General features: G+C 30.7%; 17 protein-coding genes and 1 riboswitch. Of the genes, 14 read left to right on the forward strand and 3 right to left on the reverse strand.

Features of this window, described 5'->3' with window-relative positions; all coding sequences use genetic code 11:
• Positions 1-42 precede the first annotated feature (42 nt).
• The 6 genes from PZA12_RS07720 to PZA12_RS07745 all read left to right on the forward strand — a co-directional run bounded on the left by PZA12_RS07720 (position 43) and on the right by PZA12_RS07745 (position 4,911).
• A complete protein-coding gene (locus PZA12_RS07720; protein ID WP_103698899.1) occupies positions 43-249 on the forward strand; it encodes an alpha/beta-type small acid-soluble spore protein in 207 nt (68 codons plus the stop codon).
• 233 nt (positions 250-482) lie between these two features.
• Entirely contained in the window at positions 483-848 is a 366-nt protein-coding gene (locus PZA12_RS07725) for an ArsR/SmtB family transcription factor (protein WP_011968780.1), read from the forward strand.
• A gap of 22 nt (positions 849-870) precedes the next feature.
• Positions 871-3,300 carry a heavy metal translocating P-type ATPase gene (locus PZA12_RS07730; RefSeq protein WP_078115042.1) on the forward strand — a complete coding sequence of 810 codons (2,430 nt, stop codon included), beginning with the start codon at positions 871-873 and terminating at the stop codon, positions 3,298-3,300.
• Positions 3,301-3,425: 125 nt separating this feature from the next.
• Positions 3,426-4,118 carry a Crp/Fnr family transcriptional regulator gene (locus PZA12_RS07735; protein ID WP_078115043.1) on the forward strand — a complete coding sequence of 231 codons (693 nt, stop codon included), beginning with the start codon at positions 3,426-3,428 and terminating at the stop codon, positions 4,116-4,118.
• Positions 4,119-4,157: 39 nt separating this feature from the next.
• Complete coding sequence (locus PZA12_RS07740; protein ID WP_078115044.1) at positions 4,158-4,478, forward strand: rhodanese-like domain-containing protein; 321 nt, start codon at positions 4,158-4,160, stop codon at positions 4,476-4,478.
• A 73-nt stretch (positions 4,479-4,551) separates the two neighbouring features.
• Complete coding sequence (locus tag PZA12_RS07745; RefSeq protein ID WP_078115045.1) at positions 4,552-4,911, forward strand: C-GCAxxG-C-C family protein; 360 nt, start codon at positions 4,552-4,554, stop codon at positions 4,909-4,911.
• Positions 4,912-4,992: 81 nt separating this feature from the next.
• Here PZA12_RS07745 and ablB read toward each other — a convergent pair whose 3' ends face one another.
• A complete protein-coding gene (gene ablB, locus PZA12_RS07750) occupies positions 4,993-5,859 on the reverse strand; it encodes a putative beta-lysine N-acetyltransferase (RefSeq protein WP_078115046.1) in 867 nt (288 codons plus the stop codon).
• A 193-nt stretch (positions 5,860-6,052) separates the two neighbouring features.
• Positions 6,053-6,187: riboswitch (cyclic di-AMP (ydaO/yuaA leader) on the reverse strand.
• Positions 6,188-6,462: 275 nt separating this feature from the next.
• Here ablB and PZA12_RS07755 point away from each other — a divergent pair.
• The 4 genes from PZA12_RS07755 (at position 6,463) to PZA12_RS07770 (ending at position 12,149) form a co-directional block, all read left to right on the forward strand.
• Positions 6,463-8,286 carry a S8 family peptidase gene (locus PZA12_RS07755; RefSeq protein WP_103698900.1) on the forward strand — a complete coding sequence of 608 codons (1,824 nt, stop codon included), beginning with the start codon at positions 6,463-6,465 and terminating at the stop codon, positions 8,284-8,286.
• 180 nt (positions 8,287-8,466) lie between these two features.
• Positions 8,467-9,681 (forward strand): N-acetylmuramoyl-L-alanine amidase family protein, encoded by a 1,215-nt coding sequence (locus PZA12_RS07760; RefSeq protein WP_103698901.1) that lies wholly within the window; start codon positions 8,467-8,469, stop codon positions 9,679-9,681.
• A gap of 226 nt (positions 9,682-9,907) precedes the next feature.
• Complete coding sequence (locus tag PZA12_RS07765; RefSeq protein ID WP_103698902.1) at positions 9,908-11,740, forward strand: S8 family peptidase; 1,833 nt, start codon at positions 9,908-9,910, stop codon at positions 11,738-11,740.
• A gap of 244 nt (positions 11,741-11,984) precedes the next feature.
• The gene (locus tag PZA12_RS07770; protein ID WP_077840327.1) at positions 11,985-12,149 is read left to right on the forward strand and encodes a CDIF630_02480 family spore surface protein; all 165 of its coding nucleotides are present in this window, start codon (positions 11,985-11,987) and stop codon (positions 12,147-12,149) included.
• A gap of 380 nt (positions 12,150-12,529) precedes the next feature.
• On the opposite strand, the gene nifJ is transcribed toward PZA12_RS07770, so the two are convergent.
• A complete protein-coding gene (gene nifJ / locus PZA12_RS07775) occupies positions 12,530-16,054 on the reverse strand; it encodes a pyruvate:ferredoxin (flavodoxin) oxidoreductase (protein WP_103698903.1) in 3,525 nt (1,174 codons plus the stop codon).
• A 163-nt stretch (positions 16,055-16,217) separates the two neighbouring features.
• On the opposite strand from nifJ, the gene PZA12_RS07780 reads away from it, so the two are divergent.
• Positions 16,218-16,595, forward strand: coding sequence for a hypothetical protein (locus tag PZA12_RS07780; protein ID WP_103698904.1), 378 nt, complete (start codon positions 16,218-16,220; stop codon positions 16,593-16,595).
• Positions 16,596-16,811: 216 nt separating this feature from the next.
• Here the strand turns inward: PZA12_RS07780 and PZA12_RS07785 are convergent, their stop codons facing one another.
• Positions 16,812-17,390 carry a 5' nucleotidase, NT5C type gene (locus PZA12_RS07785; protein WP_078115051.1) on the reverse strand — a complete coding sequence of 193 codons (579 nt, stop codon included), beginning with the start codon at positions 17,388-17,390 and terminating at the stop codon, positions 16,812-16,814.
• A gap of 537 nt (positions 17,391-17,927) precedes the next feature.
• Here PZA12_RS07785 and PZA12_RS07790 point away from each other — a divergent pair.
• From PZA12_RS07790 to PZA12_RS07800, 3 genes are all read left to right on the forward strand, one after another.
• Positions 17,928-18,077 (forward strand): hypothetical protein, encoded by a 150-nt coding sequence (locus tag PZA12_RS07790; protein WP_171770944.1) that lies wholly within the window; start codon positions 17,928-17,930, stop codon positions 18,075-18,077.
• 404 nt (positions 18,078-18,481) lie between these two features.
• Positions 18,482-18,973: a 2Fe-2S iron-sulfur cluster-binding protein gene (locus PZA12_RS07795; RefSeq protein WP_103698905.1), complete on the forward strand. Its 492-nt coding sequence runs from the start codon at positions 18,482-18,484 to the stop codon at positions 18,971-18,973.
• Between the two features lie 702 nt (positions 18,974-19,675).
• Positions 19,676-20,278, forward strand: a complete 603-nt coding sequence (locus PZA12_RS07800) for a hypothetical protein (RefSeq protein WP_103698906.1) — start codon at positions 19,676-19,678, stop codon at positions 20,276-20,278.
• Positions 20,279-20,413 lie beyond the last annotated feature (135 nt).

The following is a 20,413-nucleotide window of genomic DNA, read 5'->3' on the forward strand; positions in this document are numbered from 1 at the left end:
TTACTGCCAAACAAAATTAAAAATTAAGGGAGGTAGATTCATATGGCTTCAAACAATAGTGGAACAAACAGAACATTAGTACCAGAGGCAAAACAAGGATTAAACAGATTAAAAACAGAGGTTGCTTCAGAAGTTGGATTAAGCAATTATGAAAGCATGGATAAAGGAAACCTTTCTTCAAGACAAAACGGTAGCGTTGGTGGAGAAATGGTAAAAAGAATGATAGAAAGCTATGAACAAGGACTATAGAAGATAAATAAAAGCAGATGTACTGAGTTTATTCTCAGTACATCTGTTATTTTGATTGTATAATTTTAAACTAAAAACAAAATTCTTAATTTAACAATAAGTATTAAGCTTATTGTTTTTTTTTATTGGAAATACTGAAAATTATTCTCATTTCTATTGACAAAATAAAGTAATGTCGAATATAATAAACGTATGAACAGATATTCATATGTTCAAACGAAGAGGTGAAGAGTATGGAAAATAATAATATTGAAGTTTGTAACTGCACTATAATTCATGAAGATATAATCAATAAAGTTAAGGAATCTATACCAGAAGAAGAAACACTTTATGATTTAGCAGATTTATTTAAAGTACTTGGGGATTCAACAAGAATAAAAGTACTATGTGCATTATTTGAAGCTGAAATGTGTGTTTGTGATATAGCAGCGTTACTTGGTATGACTCAATCTGCCATTTCACATCAGTTAAGAGTTTTAAAACAAGCAAGATTAGTGAAATATAAAAGGAATGGTAAGGTAGTTTACTATTCACTAGATGATGAACATGTTAAAAGCATTTTTGATCAAGGGTTGATTCATATATCTGAGAAAAAATAAGTTTTAGATTGGGGGAAACATTATGGCAAGCAATATAAAAATAGCTAGTGGTCCTGTTAATGCAAAATTGTCTAAGAAAGATAATATAAAAAAAGTAAAGAAAGAATTTATTTTAGAAGGGCTTGGATGTGCAAATTGTGCAGCTAAAATAGAGCGAAAAATAAATGAATTAGATGGAGTTAATTTTGCCAATGTAAATTTTCTTACTAAAACTTTAATATTAGAAATAAATGAAGCTAATAAATTAGAAGAGTTGATAGGAGCAGTAACTAACATTGTAACTAATATTGAATCTCATGTTAAAGTTGTAGAAAAGGTAACGGAGAAAATTTTAAAAAAAGAAATTCTACTTGAGGGATTATGCTGTGGCAACTGTGCTGCAAAAATCGAAAGGGAATCAAATAATATAGATGGTGTGAAATCTGCACTAGTGGACTTTATATCAACAAAGCTTATTATAGAGATGGAAGACCCAGCAAAAGAAAATGCCATTATTGATAATATTAAACGCATTGTCAAAAGAATAGAACCAGATGTTAATGTTGTTGAAATTGATGGAATAGATAAAAGAGCTATGAGCAAAAATGAAAAAGTTGAAGAGGACAATGATAAGGGGGAAATTATAAGATTAGCTATTGGTGCTATAATTTTTGGAGCTGCTACTATTTTTAAATTTTCAAATTATATAGAATTATTATTATATCTAATAAGCTATATTCTTATAGGTGGAGAAGTGGTCTTAAGAGCTCTAAAAAATATAGCTAAAGGTCAAGTATTTGATGAAAATTTCTTGATGACTATAGCAACTATTGGTGCTTTTGCAATAGGCGAATATCCAGAAGGGGTTGCAGTTATGCTTTTCTACCAAATAGGAGAAATGTTTCAAGATATGGCTGTTAATCGTTCTAGAAAATCCATCACATCACTCATGGATATAAGACCGGATTTTGCTAATTTAAAAATAAATGATGATTTCAAAAAAGTAGATCCAGAAGAAGTTAAGCTTGGAGATATTATATTAGTTAAACCAGGTGAAAAAGTGCCATTAGATGGTGAAATAATTGAAGGAAACTCTATGGTTGATACTGCTGCGTTGACAGGTGAGTCTGTTCCTAGAGAAGTAGGGGTAGGAGACAGTATTTTAAGTGGAGTGATTAATAAAAATGGACTTTTAACAATAAAGGTAGAAAAAGAATTTGGAGATTCTACTGTTGCTAAGATATTGGATCTAGTTCAAAATGCAAGTGGAAAAAAGGCTCCGACAGAAAATTTTATAACAAAGTTTGCTAGATATTATACTCCTGCTGTTGTTTTTGCAGCTTTAGCACTAGCTGTAATACCACCGATTGTTATTGAGGGAGCAACATTCTCACAGTGGATCTATAGAGCATTAGCATTCTTAGTTGTATCTTGTCCATGTGCATTAGTTGTATCTATACCTCTTGGATTTTTTGGAGGAATAGGTGGAGCATCAAAGAATGGGATACTCGTTAAAGGTGGGAATTACCTTGAAGCGTTAAATAATGTTGAAACAGTTGTGTTTGATAAAACAGGAACTCTTACAAAAGGAATATTTAAAGTTACAGAAATAAGGCCAGAAAATAATATTTCAAAAGATGAACTCATAGCTTGTGCGGCTTATGCAGAAAATTACTCAAATCATCCAATAGCAACTTCTATACTAAGAGCTTATGATAAAGAGATAATCATAGATAAGATAAAAGGGTATGAAGAAATATCAGGGCACGGCGTAAAAGTTGTTCTAGATGGAAAAGAGGTATTGGCTGGAAACTACAAGTTAATGGATAAGGAGTATATATCTTATAACAAAGTAGATGAAATAGGAACTGTAGTCCATATTGCTATAGAAAAGAAATATGCAGGCTATATTGTTATTTCAGATGAAGTAAAAGAAGATTCATCAAAGGCTATCAAAGCTTTAAAAGAAATAGGTATTAAGAAGACAGTAATGCTTACAGGTGATAATAAAACTGTTGGAAGTAAAATTGCCAAGGAATTAGGTTTGGATGAAGTTCATGCCGAACTATTACCAGATCAAAAAGTAGAAGAGCTAGAGCTATTGTTTAAAGAAAAATCACCTAAAGGCAAGATAGTGTTTGTTGGAGATGGAATAAATGATGCGCCTGTTCTAGCTAGAGCTGATATAGGTATAGCAATGGGTGGTGTTGGCTCAGATGCAGCAATTGAAGCTGCCGATGTAGTTATAATGACAGATGAGCCATCAAAAATAGCTTCGGCTATAAAGATTGCAAAGAAGACTAGAACTATAGTAATGCAAAATATAGTTTTCGCATTAGGTATTAAATTGATAATATTGGCGCTTGTAGCTGTAGGTATGGGAACTATGTGGGAAGCAGTATTTGGTGATGTTGGAGTTGCATTACTTGCAGTCTTAAATGCTATGAGAGCTATGAAAGTAGATAATATATAATTATAAATTAGTGTAGTCATAATATTGCTATGACTACACTTTTTAAATGTAAAGTTTTTACTTATGTGACTAAGTCACACAAATTTATTGAAAAAAAGAATATAATACAATAAAGGAGGGATGAAGTGAATAATAGGATTGAAATAGCAAGTGTGAATAGGTTGGAAGATATAAAATCTCTATATAAGGTATATCCGGTGCTATATGAGATTAATAAAAAGAATAATGAAGTAATAAACGAACAAGCCAATTTTAAAACTTTATACGCTGATGAATATGTAGAAGCTACAGAGAAAGCATGTAAAGGGATATTATTTGTTATAAAAGGTGTAATAAAAATACAAAAAATTAATAAGAATGGTGAAGAAACTAATCTTTATAATATAAGCCAAGGTGAATTTTGTCATGAAGCCTTAAGCTGCTTATCAGATTTGGAATCACTAAATATAACAGGTAAGGCAATTCAAGATTCTAAGATATGTATAATTCCTTTTGAAGTGGTTAAAAAATATTTTATTAATGATAATGTCTTCTTATTATATATATATAAAGACTTGTATAATAAGTTTAATACTATCATAGGGAATAAAGAAGAAATTATTCATGAATCTCTTGAAACAAGGCTTATAAAATTATTAATAAGCAAGAAAAGCAAAATAATTTATGCGACTCATAGTGAATTGGCTTTTGAAATTGATTCGGTTCGTGAAGTTATAAGTAGAAAGCTAAAGAATTTAGAAAAGCTTGGGTATATAAAATTAGAAAGAGGTAAAATAATCATACTTAAGGATTTAAATAAAATATTAAAAGACAATTAGAGATGAGAAATTAGGAAAGTATTTTAGGAGGAAGTTATAGTGTTTGAATTTTTAAAAAAAGATGATGGAAGAGTTATTAATGTAAATGAAATTGATGATTTAATAGGAAAAGTTGAATTGATTGATATAAGAGAAGAATATGAGTATAAAGGTGGAAGTATAAAAAGTGCAAAAAATATTCCTATGGGAGAACTTTTAGATGAACCAGAAAAATACTTAAATAAAAGCAAAGAATATTATATAATGTGCCAATCTGGGGGAAGAAGTGCAAGAGCGTGCAGCAATCTAAGAAATCAGGGTTTCAAGGTTATAAATGTTGCAGGTGGAATGGGCTCATATATAGGAAACAAAAGAAAATAAATTACATAACAGTAGGTTTTAGTATTTCCAGTTTGCAAACAAAAATTATTTTACTAGATTGAGGGGATATAACATGAATAAAGTTATCGAATTTCATAAAGAAGGTTATAATTGTGCAGAATCTATACTTAAAGCATTTAATGAAGATACAGGATCTGAGATTCCAATTGCAATAGCAAGTCCTTTTGGCGGAGGTATGACTATTGGAAGTACATGTGGAGCAATCACTGGAACTTTAATGGCAGTAGGTGCATTAAAAGGAAGAAATAGCAGTGAAGAAAAAAATAATTCAAGAGTATTAACTAAAGAAATTATAAATAAGGTTAAAGAGAAATATGGTACTCTTGAGTGTATTGAGCTTAAGAAGAAGGGTGTAACTTGTGATGAGATTATAGAATATGCTTATAATATTTTGAATGAATATGCAAAATAGCATAATAAAAGAGGGGATTAAAAAATATTGTTTATTTGCTTCATGCAAATAAATAATATTTTTTACTATAATAAAATTAATTTAAAAGCTTGTACTATTTATGTTTTTTACCCAAAGGTTCATGTCTTCAAAGGTACCGCATATATTACAATTGTTTACTAGTCTGCCAGCAAAATTATAATTATGTTTACTTAGAACAAAGTTAATGCTAGGATTTATTGATCTAGATAAACTATATAAACAGAGAAAACCCTTAGCCTTTAAGTCTGATTCTAAAGAATAAATGATGTTTGATAATATGCCTATTCCTCTATAAGATGGATGAGTAGCACAGTCAGTTATTTCAGCATTCAAATTTTCTTTATTCATATCTGCTGAGGCTATGCTGATTATTTTTCCATTATATACGGCAACTTTGTATAGAACTTTATCATTCATTGTTTGTTTTAAATATTCTTCATCATAAATAGGTGATTGATAAGTTAAAAAAACGGTGGAAAACAAATCTATCATTTCTTTTATATCATTTTTATTTGCGTTTCGAATAAGGTATCCTAAATTGTTTTTTTGATGCGCATATGTGTTTCTAACATTCTGACATTCTTTTATTAAGAGTTCTTTTCTTGCAAAATTGCTGCAAACTTTTCTATCGCTGTTAATAAAATATGACATACAAAAAGCATCGTTACCTTTAAAATATCCACTAATCTTCCCTTCGGAATTGAATCCAGCATTAATAAAAGTTTCAAAGGATTTTGTGTCACAATTACAAAGAATTTTACTTAAATGTTGTTTTGATGCAAAGTGAATTATTCTTTTTAAGTTTTGCGTTGATATAGTATTAAAGTCAATTATTTTTATTCTCTTGTTAGGCAAATCTACTAATATTTTAGTCCGATCTATTTTTGCGTAAAAAGTATTATTTAATTCACATCTACTAGCTCTCATTAAATTGCTTTCTCCTTTTATCATAATGTATTATTTGAAGTTAGGAAAAGTTTCTTAACCATAAGATATTTTTCCAGCCTCAAAAGTTTGTCCTAAGTTTATAATTATAAAAAAATAATAAGCTATAGAGAAGTCTCTATAGCTTGTAAAGCAATAATATTTATAGGCATACATAAAAATATCAAAGCATACCCAAACTTCTCTTCTACGCTTACGAGATTAGCTGACGGATTCGGATTGAAGAAAATTAACCCTACTTATTATCGTGTAATAAGATTCACCCCAAAAAATGGTTCTCCCGTTCAAAGTGATTAAGCGTTACATATATCATTTTGTAATTATTAATATCTTATATATAAACATATCATTTTTAAATATTCGAGTCAATATATGTATAAGTCAATGTGTATTATTATGCAAATATAAGCATTAATTAATCAAGTATATATTATAAATTCTCCCTTTTACTTTATTTGTGAAAGTGAAATAAATTTAATTAGTATATGTTTGTATGCATTCTCTTGTGTTTTATTAATGTGTACTAATGAATAAATTATATTTTATGGAAATATTATTAGATATAGCAATACTAAGGAGTTTAATGTGCCTAGTTTTAAAAAATGCAATTTATATTATGCAGGATTTCCTAATTATTTAGTGCAATATAGGGGAGATTTTCAGGGACAAATTGATAATATATCATATGCCTGTGGCGACAAAATTACTGATACAATTGCAGTAATTTCTATAGCACCAGAAGATTTAAACCGTTTAATGAAGGATGTTCCATCAATTCTTTATGTAAATCCTAGAAGCAGATACGTATTACAAGAAGTCTCGCCATCAAGTGTAGATAATATCAATGCAATCAAAATTAATCCATACTTAGACTTAAACGGAAGAGGCGTGCTTATCGGTATGGTTTACAGTGGAATAGAATATTTAAATGAAGAATTTATAAGAGAGGATGATACTTCAAGAATAGTAAGTCTTTGGGATCAGACGGTACCAGATTCTACCGACACATCAGTTTATATTGGAAGAACATTTAGCAATGCAGAAATTACTAATGCAATCAAAGCTTATAGAAATAATCAAGATCCATATCTAATTGTCCCATCAAGGGATGAAGTGGGACATGGAACACAGATGGCTGGTATTATTGGCGCAAGAGGTTATAATGTTGATGTTCAAGGTGTTGCATCAGGATGCGAATTTGTAATTGTTAAGCTTTTTGAATCCATCAATTTTAGAAACGAGCTTCAAGCAAATGGTATTCCTTATACACCAGTATATAATGATTCAGAAGTTTTAGCAGCAATATATTATTTACAAAGTGTTGCAGTAAGACTGAATAGGCCTATGGTTATATATATGGGTGTAGGTACAACCGAAGGCAGTCATGATGGTAATAATCTACTTTCAAGGTATTTAACTTCTATTGGAAAACTTAGAGGTATTGTTACAGTTACTGGTGTCGGAAATGAAGGAGCGTCAGAAGGTCATACTTCTGGAATCATAAAGCAAACGGGAGATGTGGTTTCTATTGAATTGAGAGTACCTAGGGAGATGAAATATTTTTCTTTCACAATTTGGTTGATAAAACCCAATAGAGCATCTATAAATGTGATTTCGCCTAATGGAGAATCATCAAAATTTATTAAAGCTAAGGCGAATGAAATACAAAATGTTAATTTTGTATTTTTTAAGACTCAAATGACTGTAAGATATTATGTTCCTGAGCATTTCACTGGCCATGAAGCCATATCAATTAGCTTTGATAGCATAAAAGCAGGAATATGGACCTTTCAGCTAAGGGGAGATTATATAACAGATGGTAGGTATCATATATGGTTACCGCCACAAAAAACATTGCCAGAAAATACGAGATTTCTTCAAGCAGATCCATTTACTACATTGACAATACCATCTACTGCTCGAAGTGTAGTCACAACAGCCTATTATGGAAATGACAATGCTTTGGTTGCAGCATCTGGAAAGGGTCCTAATGTCAATACATATGTACAAAACCCAGATATAGCTACTTTGGGTGCAGATATATTAGCAACCAATATAGGAGGCAAGACTACTACTGTTTCTGGCAGTTCAGTAGCAGCTGCTATAATAGCAGGAGCTTGTGCACTTTTATTGCAATGGGGGATTGTCAATGGAAATGATAGAACTATGTTTGCAGCAAAAGTCATAGCGTATTTAGTTCTAGGTGCAGATAGGAGTAATTTAGCTTATAGATATCCAACTAGAGAAATTGGATATGGTTTTTTCGATTTACTAGGCACTTTTAATATAATTAGTAGAAGCTATAGAATGGATTTAGGTCTAGAAAATAGATCAAGGGCAGACTGGAAAATGGGGGATAATTATATTGAATATAGTGTAAAAGCATTATTTATAAGAATTCCTAAATAGATATAAATGTTAAAAAAACAATGCTTTTGTTTAAGGTTGTATATTAAAATAAAAAATATGTAATATAAAGAAAAAAATTCTATTTTACCAACTAAAAGGTACTATAAATGGTACTTAATATTGTATTATATAGTGGACAGCATTGTTTGGTGCTAATACAACAATTTAGGGGGATATAATATGAATAGAAATATTAAAAGAATAGTTGCATTAACAATTGCGGCAACTGCCTTTAGTGCAATTGTACCAGCAACAAGCTTAACTTTAACTACAATAGCTTATGCGTCAACAGGTGATTTATCAAGTATTAAATTAAAAACATCAAGTGGAAGCACAATAAAGACCTATAGTGAGGATGACTATAAAAGTAAAAATGAAGTTGATAATGGTGAGTTGAAAAATAATGAAACGTATTACGCTAAGACTTCATCTAGTAAAATAAAACTAAGTGTAAATGGTGCTGACTCAAGTAATGTTAGAATCTTTAAAGGAAGAACAAGTTCTATTAAAGGTGTAAAAACAGGTAGCACTATTGAATTATCTAAAGGATCAACAACAGTTCTTACAATAAGAACATATAACGATGATCCAGGAACGGTCAAATACAGTGATGATTCATATTCTAGTCAGTACACTATTAGGGTGAAGTGTACAGCAAGTTCTTCTAGTGATGATGAAGATGATAATAAAGATGTGTATTTGAAGAGCATCTCACTTAGTGAAGGGGATTTGAGTTTTTCTAAAAATACTTCTGATTACAGTGTAAATGTTTCTGGATCTGTTGATGAAATTAAAATAACTGCAAAGCCAGATTGTGATAGTGATGAGTATGATGATTATGAAGTAAAAATAGATGGAAGTATTGTAGATGAAAGCGATAAATTTAGAAAAACAGTATCTTTAAATAAAGGAAAGAATGATATAAAGATAACTGTTAAAAATGATGATGATAAGAGAACATACACATTGAATATTTATAGAGGCGGAAGTGGAAATAACTCTAATAGCAGTGATACACCATTGCCAACTAAGAATATTAAAACAAATCAATGGGTACAGGTCAATGGAAGATGGCAATACAACGATTCTATAGGTAATCCAGTAAAGAATAATTGGATACGTAATTACTACTTACAATCAGATGGAAACATGGCCACAGGGTGGTTAAACTATGGAGGTACATGGTATTATTTAGGTAGCGACGGAGCAAAAAAAGCAGGCTGGCAATTAGTTAATGGTAATTGGTACTATATGGATTCAGAAGGAAGAATGCAAACAGGATGGATTAAGGATGTGTCTGGAAAGTATTATTACTTATATAGTAATGGAGCTATGGCATACAATACCACTATTGGTGGGTATAGATTAGGATCTAATGGTGCTTGGATTAAATAGAATTCACAAAATGCTTAATGTAAAGTTTTATTTAGAAATATTGGTATATATAAACAATATATATATTTTTAATAAATTTATAACCCATACCATATTTATAAATATCGGTATGGGTCGCATTTTTATAAATAGGGTAAGGCCATTTAATCATATTTATATTTTCATAATGAATAATTTATGCTTTAGCTAAATACTATTAAATATAAGTAATACTAAGGAGTTTGCTGTGCCTAGTTTTAAGAAATGTAGTTTATATTATGGAGAACTGCCTAATTATTTAGTTCAATATAGAGGAGATTTTAGAGGTCAAATGGACAAAGTATCATATGCGTGTGGAGATGCAATTACTGATACTATCGCAGTTATATCTGCTTCGCCAGAAGACTTGGTTAGATTGATGAGGGATGTGCCATCGATTCTTTACATAGATCCTAGAAGTAAGTACGTATTACAAGATATATCTCCGTCAAGTGTAGATAATATAAATGCAATTAAAATCAATCCTTACTTGGACTTAGATGGTAGAGGTGTACTTATAGGCATGGTTGACACTGGAATAGATTATTTAAATGAAGAATTTATAAGGGAAGATGATACTTCAAGAATAATAAGCCTTTGGGATCAAACTATTCCTGATTCTGAAGATACTTCAGTTTACATAGGAAAAACTTTTAATAATGAAGAGATTACTAATGCAGTCAAAGCTTATAGAAATAAACAGGATCCATATTTAATAGTACCTTCAAGAGATGAAGTTGGGCATGGAACTCAAATGGCCGGTATCATTGGAGCAAGGGGGTATAATGCTGATGTTCAAGGGATAGCTTCTGGATGCGAGTTTGTGATTGTAAAGCTTTATGAGTCCATGGAATTCAGGGAAGAGCTCATAGCGAATGGTATTCCATATACACCAGTATATAATGATTCAGAGATTTTATCAGCAATAGATTATTTGAAAAATACTTCGGTAAGCCTTAATAGACCAATGGTCATATATATTGGAGTTGGAACAACAGAAGGTAGTCATGATGGTAATAACTTAATTTCGAGGTATATATCATCTCTGGGGAGGCTTAGAGGGGTAATTACAGTTGCAGGTGTTGGGAATGAAGGAGCTTCGGAAGGCCATGCTTCTGGAATTATAAAGCAAACAGGGGATATAGTTTCTATCGAATTAAGAATATCAAAGGAAATGAAATATTTTTCATTTACAATTTGGGTAATAAAACCTAATAGAGCATCTATAAATGTAATTTCGCCTAATGGAGAATCATCTAAATTTATCAAAGCAAAGGCAAATGAAGTACAAGATGTTAATTTTGTGTTTTTTAGGACTCGAATGACTGTGAGATATTATGTGCCGGAATATTTTACAGGCCATGAAGCAATAGCCATAAATTTTGATAGCATAAAGGCTGGAATATGGACATTGCAGCTACGAGGAGATTATATAACTGATGGAAGATATCACATTTGGCTACCGCCGCAGAAAACATTGCCAGAGAATACAAGATTTCTTCAAGCAGATCCATTTACTACACTAACAATACCATCTACAGCTAGAGGAGTAGCCACAATAGCTTATTATGGAAATGATAATGCTTTGGTTGCAGCATCTGGAAAAGGTCCAAATGTTAATATTGATATAAATAACCCAGATTTAGCAACTTTAGGGATGGATGTATTAACTACAAAAGTAGGAGGGGGAACTACAACTGTTTCTGGCAGCTCGGTGGCTGCGGCAATAATTTCTGGGGCTTGCGCACTTTTGTTACAGTGGGGAGTTGTTAATGGAAATGACAAAACCATGTTTTCAGCGAAAGTTATAGCATATTTGATTTTGGGTGCTGATAGAAGTAACACGACATATAGATATCCTAATAGAGAAATAGGATATGGATTTTTTGATTTACTTGGTACATTTAATATTATTAGCCGAAGTTATAGAATGAACTTAGATTTAAAAGAAAAGGATGAAGTCATCATGGAGAAAAACTGTATTGAATATAGTGTAAGAAATCTATTTATAAGACTTCCGAAAACAAATATGGAAATATAAAATATGAGGATTTAATTAAGAAAATTTTCTTTATATATAATAATAATAATAATAAAGTCTCATATTAGAACTTTCATTATTTCAGAAGATTGTATTACAAATTTATTTAGAGTTTAACCCAATATGTAATTAAATAATTATCATGTTGTAAATTAACTCTAGTTATACTTTTCGCTTTTAAGTAAATACTATTACTGATCTAAATTTATTAAAATAATTTTGGATAGTAAAAGGAGGTTTACACATGACAAATAAATTTAAAGAAAAATTTGTTGCAATGCCAATAGAAAAGCATGATGCAGCAGCATGGGCTAATATGGAAGACGCGCAACCTGTATCTAATGTGAACATTCCTAGCGAAGTACAAGTTAGAAATGCAAAAGAATATGTAGATACAAATCAAAAGTAAGTATATATCCATCACGAAATAAGAAACATGTTTTATTGCGGTTTCTAAGGAATTTTTATGGATGATTCTAAGATTAGAAGTTGTGCCCAAAATGCTAGCATCAAAAGCGAGTTTGAACTAGCATATTTAGGCTAATGCAAAGGAAACTCGACTCACTTCGTTCACTGAGTAAGTTCAATTAACCAAATCTTAGATTTGGAATTTCACTTAAGAATCATAACCATAAAAATTCCAATGAAACACTTCACAAAACATGCTTCTTATTTCTAGTGGAATATAAAACTTTTGATTTTCAAATTATCTATAGAAAAATCCCCGGAAAATCGGGGATTTTTTATTTTGGTTACTATTTACATGTATTTTATTTGGAACTTTTCTTATTAATATTGCATATCTGCTAAGCGCTTATAAGTTTCATATCTTTCTTTTGCATTCTTTTCTGCTTCATCAAATAATTTATCGGCTACCTCTGGGAATACGTTCATTAATGATGAGTAACGTATTTCTCCATGTAAGAAGTCTTTATATGGAGCAGAAGGTTCTTTAGATTCTAGTAAGAAAGGATTTTTACCTTCTTCTTTTAGTAATGGGTTATATCTATATAGATGCCAATATCCAGATTCAACAGCTTTCTTTTCTTCTTTTATACTGTTTCCCATACCAACTTTTATACCATGGCTTATACATGGCGCATAAGCGATAATAATTGATGGTCCTGGATATTTTTCAGCTTCAGCGATTACTTTAAGCGCATGATTCATGTTAGCGCCCATAGCTATTTGAGCAACATATACATAACCATAACTCATAGCCATAAGTCCTAAATCTTTCTTTCTAGTCTTTTTACCAGCAGCAGCAAATTTAGCAACTTGAGCAGTTTGAGTTGATTTTGAAGCCTGACCTCCAGTGTTAGAATAGATTTCTGTATCCATTACAAATATGTTTACATCATCACCCATAGCAAGCACTTGGTCAACTCCACCATAACCAATGTCGTAAGCCCAGCCGTCGCCTCCAATTATCCAGTGAGATTTCTTAACAAGATAATCTTTTCTTTCTAAGATTTCTTTTGTAAGCCCATTTCCCATTTCATCTCCGCCTAGTACTTCTAAAACTCTGGCAGAAGCTGATTTTGAACCTTCCCCATCGTTAAAGTTGTTAAGCCATTCACGGAATGCATCTTTAACATCATCGTTAAAGTCTGGTGATTCTAAACCTTCATTCATCAAATCTGCAAGTTTTTCTCTAATTTGTTTAACGCCAAGGAAAATACCATATCCAAATTCAGCATTGTCTTCAAATAATGAATTTGCCCATGCAGGACCTCTTCCTTCAGCATTAGTAGTATAAGCAATGGAAGGAGAACTTGCACCCCAGATAGATGAACATCCTGTTGCATTTGCAATTATCATTCTTTCTCCGAAAAGCTGTGTTAAAAGTCTTATATATGGAGTTTCTCCACATCCAGGACAAGCACCATTAAATTCTAGAAGAGGTCTAACTAATTGGCTACCCTTTAGAGTATTTCTATCAATTAAATCTTCCTTAGGAGTAAGTCTCATTGCGTATTCCCAGTTTTCAGCCTGCTCTAATATTTGTTCCTCAGATGGTTTCATTATAAGTGCTTTACCAGGTGCTGGACATACATCGGCACAGTTGCCACATCCTGTACAGTCGAGTGGAGCAACTTGTATTCTGTATCCGTAATTTTCTAGACCTTTTCCGGCAGCTTTCTTTGTAATGAAGTCTTTTGGAGCATTTTCCTTTTCATTTTCATCAACTAAGAATTGACGAATAGTTGCATGAGGACATATAAATGCACATTGGCCACATTGTATACACTTATCAGTCTGCCATTCAGGCACATTAACAGCTATACCACGTTTTTCATAGGCTGTAGTTCCAAGAGGGAAAGTACCATCTTCCATACCTACAAATGCACTTGTAGGTAATTCATCACCTTCATGTCTTGCTAGAGGACGTTGAATATTTTTAACAAAGTCTGGTTCGTCTTTAATAGGTTTATCACTATCTTCAACATTGGCCCAAGATTCAGGAATAGTAATTTCGTTTAATGAATCTATTCCTCTATCAACAGCATCATGATTCATTTTAACTATTTTATCACCTTTTTTACCGTACAAGTGGGAAATTGAGTCCTTTAAATATTTAACTGCATCTTCTACAGGAATAACATTTGCTAGTTTAAAGAATGCAGATTGCATTATCATATTTATTCTATTTCCAAGACCTATTTCACCAGCTATAGCAATTGCATCTATAGTGTAAAATTTAATATTATTTTTTGCTATATATCTCTTATATGGTGCTGGTAATTTATCTTCAATTTCATCTTTATCCCATGGACAGTTAAGTACAAAAATTCCATTTTTCTTTAAACCCTTTAATACATCAAAATTATAAATGAAGGACTTATTATGACATGCAACATAATCTGCATTATAAACTAAATAAGGGGATTTTATAGGACTCTTTCCGAATCTTAAGTGTGATACAGTAGTACCACCAGATTTTTTGCTATCATAAGAAAAATATGCTTGAGCATATAAATCTGTATTATCACCTATGATTTTAATAGCACTCTTATTTGCTCCAACTGTACCATCTGATCCTAATCCCCAGAATTTGCAGCTTATAGTGCCTTGTGGTGTAGTATCAATTATTTCGCCTTCAGCTAAAGAAGTATTAGTTATATCATCAACTATTCCTATAGTAAAGTTATCTTTTGGGTTATCTGAATTCAAATTGCCGAAAACAGAAATAATTTGTGATGGTCTTGTATCTTTAGATGCTAAACCATATCTTCCACCAACTATAACTGGTTTATTATCTTTATTATAGAAAAGTTTAGTTACATCTAAGTATAACGGTTCGGCAGGTGCTCCAGGTTCTTTTGTTCTATCTAACACAGCTATTTTCTTAACAGACTTAGGTAAAACGTTGAAGAAGTATTTATCACAGAATGGCCTGTATAAATGTACTTTTATCATACCTACTTTTTCGCCTTTTTCCATTAAATAATCAACAACTTCACTAATGGTATCGCATACAGAACCTATAGCTATTATAATTCTTTCAGCTTCAGGATCTCCGTGGTAATCAAATGGGTGATATTCTCTTCCAGTGATGTTTTTTAATTCCTTCATATAATCTTCTACTATATCAGGAATTGCATTAAAGAAAGGATTTTGAGCTTCTCTTCCTTGGAAATATATATCAGGATTTTGAGCTGTACCTCTAGCAACTGGATGTTCTGGATTTAAGGCTCTATCTCTAAAGGCTTTTAATGCAGCTTTATCTACTAGTTTTGTCACTTCGCCAAAATCAGGAACTTCAATTTTTTGGTATTCGTGTGATGTTCTAAAACCATCAAAGAAATGAGTAAATGGAACTCTTCCTTTAATTGCACTTAAATGGGCAATGCAGGCTAAATCCATTACCTCTTGAACACTGCTTGATGCAAGCATAGCAAATCCAGTTTGCCTAGTTGCCATAACATCTTGGTGATCTCCGAAAATTGATAGTGCGTGAGTTGCAATTGCACGAGCAGTTACATGAAACACTGCAGGCAAAAGTTCCCCAGCCATCTTATACATATTTGGTATCATAAGCAGCAATCCTTGTGATGCTGTATATGTAGTAGTCAGTGCACCGGCTTGAAGTGATCCATGTACTGCACCAGCTGCACCAGCTTCAGATTGCATTTCAGCGACCTTAACTGGTTGATTAAACATATTTTTCTTTCCGTGAGCAGACCATTCATCAACCCCCTCGGCCATAGGTGTAGAAGGAGTTATAGGATATATTGCAGCTACTTCAGTAAAATTATAGGAAGCGTATGCTGCGGCTTGGTTTCCGTCCATTGTTTTTGTGACTTTTTGCATTAGGCTAATCCTCCTCTTCTATTTTTATAGAAAATCATAATTTATTTATCCCATTTATTATTTGAAAACTGAGGAAAAGTATACATATTTCTGATAAGCTGTATATTTTATTTAATGATGAGTTTTATTAAAATATAGCGGAGGAAATTAGTTAAAAGTTACAATGAAATCAGTACTTGAGAAAGTTGAGGAAGGTAATTATGAAACTAAAACAGAAAAAGTAACCCTAGGTAAAGTAAATAAAAGTTTTGAAGATATAAATAGATTTCTTAAGGAAATAGATATACTTATTGAAAGTGAATTTAATATGACTGAGTCTCTTTCTAAATCATTTACCAATATTAGCTATGAAACGGAAAGTATGACATCCATTTCTGAGGAGCATGTAGTTGCGTCAGAAGAAGTGTTAGTAACATTACATGAACAAAACAGTTTACATTCAAAAGTTGATGTTGAATACATGCTGGTAGATAATAAGTTATATAAAATAGAAGCTTATCCTAATTCTTTTAAGGAGAAGCTTTTGTTTTTTGTAATCTAGTACTAAAGATTTTAAGAATATAGGCATTTTAAAATTAAGATGGGATTATAAGATATTATATAGGAGATAATATAGAGAAAAAAATCTCTAATTATTTAGAAAAAATGAGTGTACTATGGTGAGAGGATAAAAAGGTTAAATCATCATTGGAGTCTGTTACTTAATAGTATAAGTTAATTAGAATAAACTTTATGTGGCAATAGAAAATAAATTGTTTTAAACAGCTTTAATTTGTGAAGATAGTTCTGTTATAATTAAGAATATTTCATTCCAGTTAGTAACTCTAGTTATTTTATCATTTATAGGTTTCCTGTTATAATTTGTATCCATAAGAAGAACGTTGAATCCTGCCTCCGATAACTGAATTGCATTATTGTAGTTATCTTCAATAAAAACATTACAATCTAATTCGCGTGCTTTGTCAACCTTGTAGTGGCTACCTAAAACAAATAAGTTATCATAAGGTATTTCATTGTTTCTTAAAAATAGATGAGTCAGTGTTTTTAGCTCTAAATCCCTAGCTGTCACAAAATATATATTATGAAATTGATGTAATGCAGTTATAACAAGTTTAGCATCATCTCTTAGTTTTTGATCTGAGTGGAGTTTGAACTTATTTTTATTATAGAAATCATCATATTCCTGCCTTTTCACACCCATGACTTCATGAATTTCATATTTTGTCACCTGATCTTCGGTTATATTCTTCTTAAAATATTTATTTGCCATATCTAGCCAGTCATAAGCATTGGTTATCGTTCCGTCAATATCAATACAGATGTTTAAAGTATTCATTATATTTACATCTCCTTTATTAATTATTAATATTAAAAAACTTCCACAAGGTTATTCTTAATTCAGGAAGCAAAGAATGATTAAATTCCTTATAGATATAGTATATTTATAAAAAGCTAAGATACCATTAAAGGTATGTTAATGTTTTGTTACTTTTATGAATAATAAAATAATGTTAGTTTATCATAGTGATTAATAGAATATTTTTAACGTTCTTTTAAAGTTTTATGTGCAGAAATTTAACAATTTTGTTGTATGATAGAAATAAATAGATTTAGAAAGGTTGTATTTAAAGCAATTTACTAATTTAATGCTTATATTAAATATAATTTATACGGTATTATGGTGGAAAATTAGAAATGTGATGTATAATTACAGTAAGAGATAAATAAATTATAAGTACAGCGTTTTATAGAATAAATAATATGATTTTAATACTATACAAAGCAATTAATGTGTACAAACTTAATATATTTACCATTGACTTTATGTAATGATGAAATTTGATTTCAAAAATAAAAAGGATGGTGGGATAATATGACTCCAAAAGAACTAACTCAAAAAACAGTTAAGGATATAATTAAAAGAAGAAAGAAAGCTGAAAATGAGATTAAGGCTTATCAAAGTGACCAAACTGCAAAGAAAATGAGGAACTGGAGTGTTAGAGTTGGAGGAAGTAGATGGTAATAATTTGAATATAGATCGAAAATATAGATTATATAATATGGAGTTACCAACAAAAGGTGACTCTATTTGTTATATATCTTGTAATTTATATACTATTTAAAATAAGCACCTTCTTTTGTTAGTTATGTCATCATTAGTGTTGAAAGATATGGAGTAAAAGTTAAAAGTGGAAAATAGTAATATTGTGCTATTGAAGCATAGAACTCAGTAGGTTTTGTATAGTATCATGATTTAAAGTATATAATTTTAATAAAAATACGTATTTAGAGTAGTAATTTTTCATTTAAGTTTTAATTGGGAAGTTGTAGATCTAAACAATCATAGAATTTTTAGAGGGTAGATTTACTAAAGTTACAACTGTCGATTTAAAATTATCAATGTAAGATTCAAAGGAGAGGGAAAGAATGTCAGTAAGGGTTAAGTTTATAAGTGAAGTAGAAGTTAAAGATGAGAAAAAGGTTTTAAAAGCTGCTAAAAATGCTAGGGTAAAAATTAATGATTCGTGTGAAGGAAAAGGAAAATGTGGAAAGTGTGTTATTAAAGTTATAGATGGAAAACTTTCTGAACCAACTAAAGAAGAATTAAAAATTTTAGGAAAAGAAAAAATTGATGGCGGTTATAGATTGGCATGCCAAACCCGTATACTTGAGGATTCAGTGATAGAAATAATAGATAGTGAAGATGCAAAAGCTAAAAGGGATGCTAAGTGTGGTACTTTAAAAGTTAAGGATAGTGATAAAATAAAATTACGCAAAGAAGATATAGATACTAATGATAAAGTAGAGGCTTCTCAAATCGAAGAGGTAAAAATTAAGATAGATAGTGATGATAATAAGTTGAACCATAAGGAACATAACAAGGATAAGGTAAAAAAGAATAAAAAATCAGATAAATAGAATATAAAGTACATAAACAAAAAATAGTTAAATTAATAAGAATAGATTAGTGAATAATATCTATTTTAAAATAAGGCTTTGAAATGTTATTGAATTACATTTCAAAGCCTTATTATTTTTAGTTGGGATATATTTCATAGTTTAAGTATACCTCACCGAAATCATAAATATTTTGATTCCGAAAAGCTATGAAAATATCGCTGAAGGTTCTAAGCAGCAGGTTGTATCCACTTTAGCATGCTCCAACTTTCCTAGGGAAGCTCGACTCATTACATTCGCTGAGGAAGTTCGAGAACCCAAAATAAAATTTTGGACTCTCACTTCACAAGCTAAATTGGGACAACCACTAGCGGGAACTCGACTCACGTTCGTTCGCTGAGTAAGCGATTCTCACCAAATCAAAGATTTGGGTTCTCTGCTTAAGAACTTTTAACAGCTCATTTTCAAATGTTTTCTTCATATTATGACCCTTGTGGTTACAAATATATTTATGATTTCTAGTGAAGATATGAACTTAAAGTTTTAGTAAATTTGTAAATACATTCATCTAATAAGTTAAGGTATTAGTTGAATTATCTATATAAAATCAGTAAAAACATGAGGATTTTTAACATGCTTTTTACACGGAAACAAGTTTTAATTAATAATCGGGTATTACACTTAATAATGTAAATAAATAGATTTTAAAGGATAGGTGAAAGAATGTATACTAGAAATTTACTGTCTTATAATTATAGGTCTAATATAGATAGCATAGTTATAAGAAAAATTAATCTAATAAAAATGCTTTTTCTCCTGTTATTGTTAATTATTTTTTTAACAAGTATAGTAAGGTTCTATAATTCTATTGAATGTACAAATAGTAGTAGCCTCGCAGTTGATGACTTTAAAACTGATATCAGTATGATTAGTGAAGCGGTGAATATTATTGAGACGGAAAGGACATCAAATGAGAATCTTCAAATAAATCATTTTGGATCTGATGGCAAAATAGTTGATGCTAGTGAAATTAGAACAGAGTTAGCGGCAGCTTTAATTAAAATCGGAGATATGGATAACGATAAAAAGTTATCAAATGAGGAAATTACGGAACTTGGGATGATGAAATTGGATACCAAAACTATTCAAAAAGAACTTAGGGAATTTCAATTTAATTTAGGATCATCAGACCATAATCTGAAAAATTTTATTGTTATAACGAAGGGAAAATATGCAGGAACAATACTTTATAATGGACCTTTAAAATTTATTGATGATGAACATAAGCGTTATTTTGGATTAGAATTATGGATGGATGCTAAATGATTTTCAAATTTTAAAGTAATTTGAGAGCGATGTAGTTGTATTATTCAAAAATTAACATCAAATTTAAATATTATTAAATTCGACATATATATTTAATAAGTTTATTATATAAGATATAATAAATGATAAATTTAT

This window comes from Clostridium beijerinckii (assembly GCF_036699995.1).
Lineage (GTDB): Bacteria > Bacillota > Clostridia > Clostridiales > Clostridiaceae > Clostridium > Clostridium helianthi.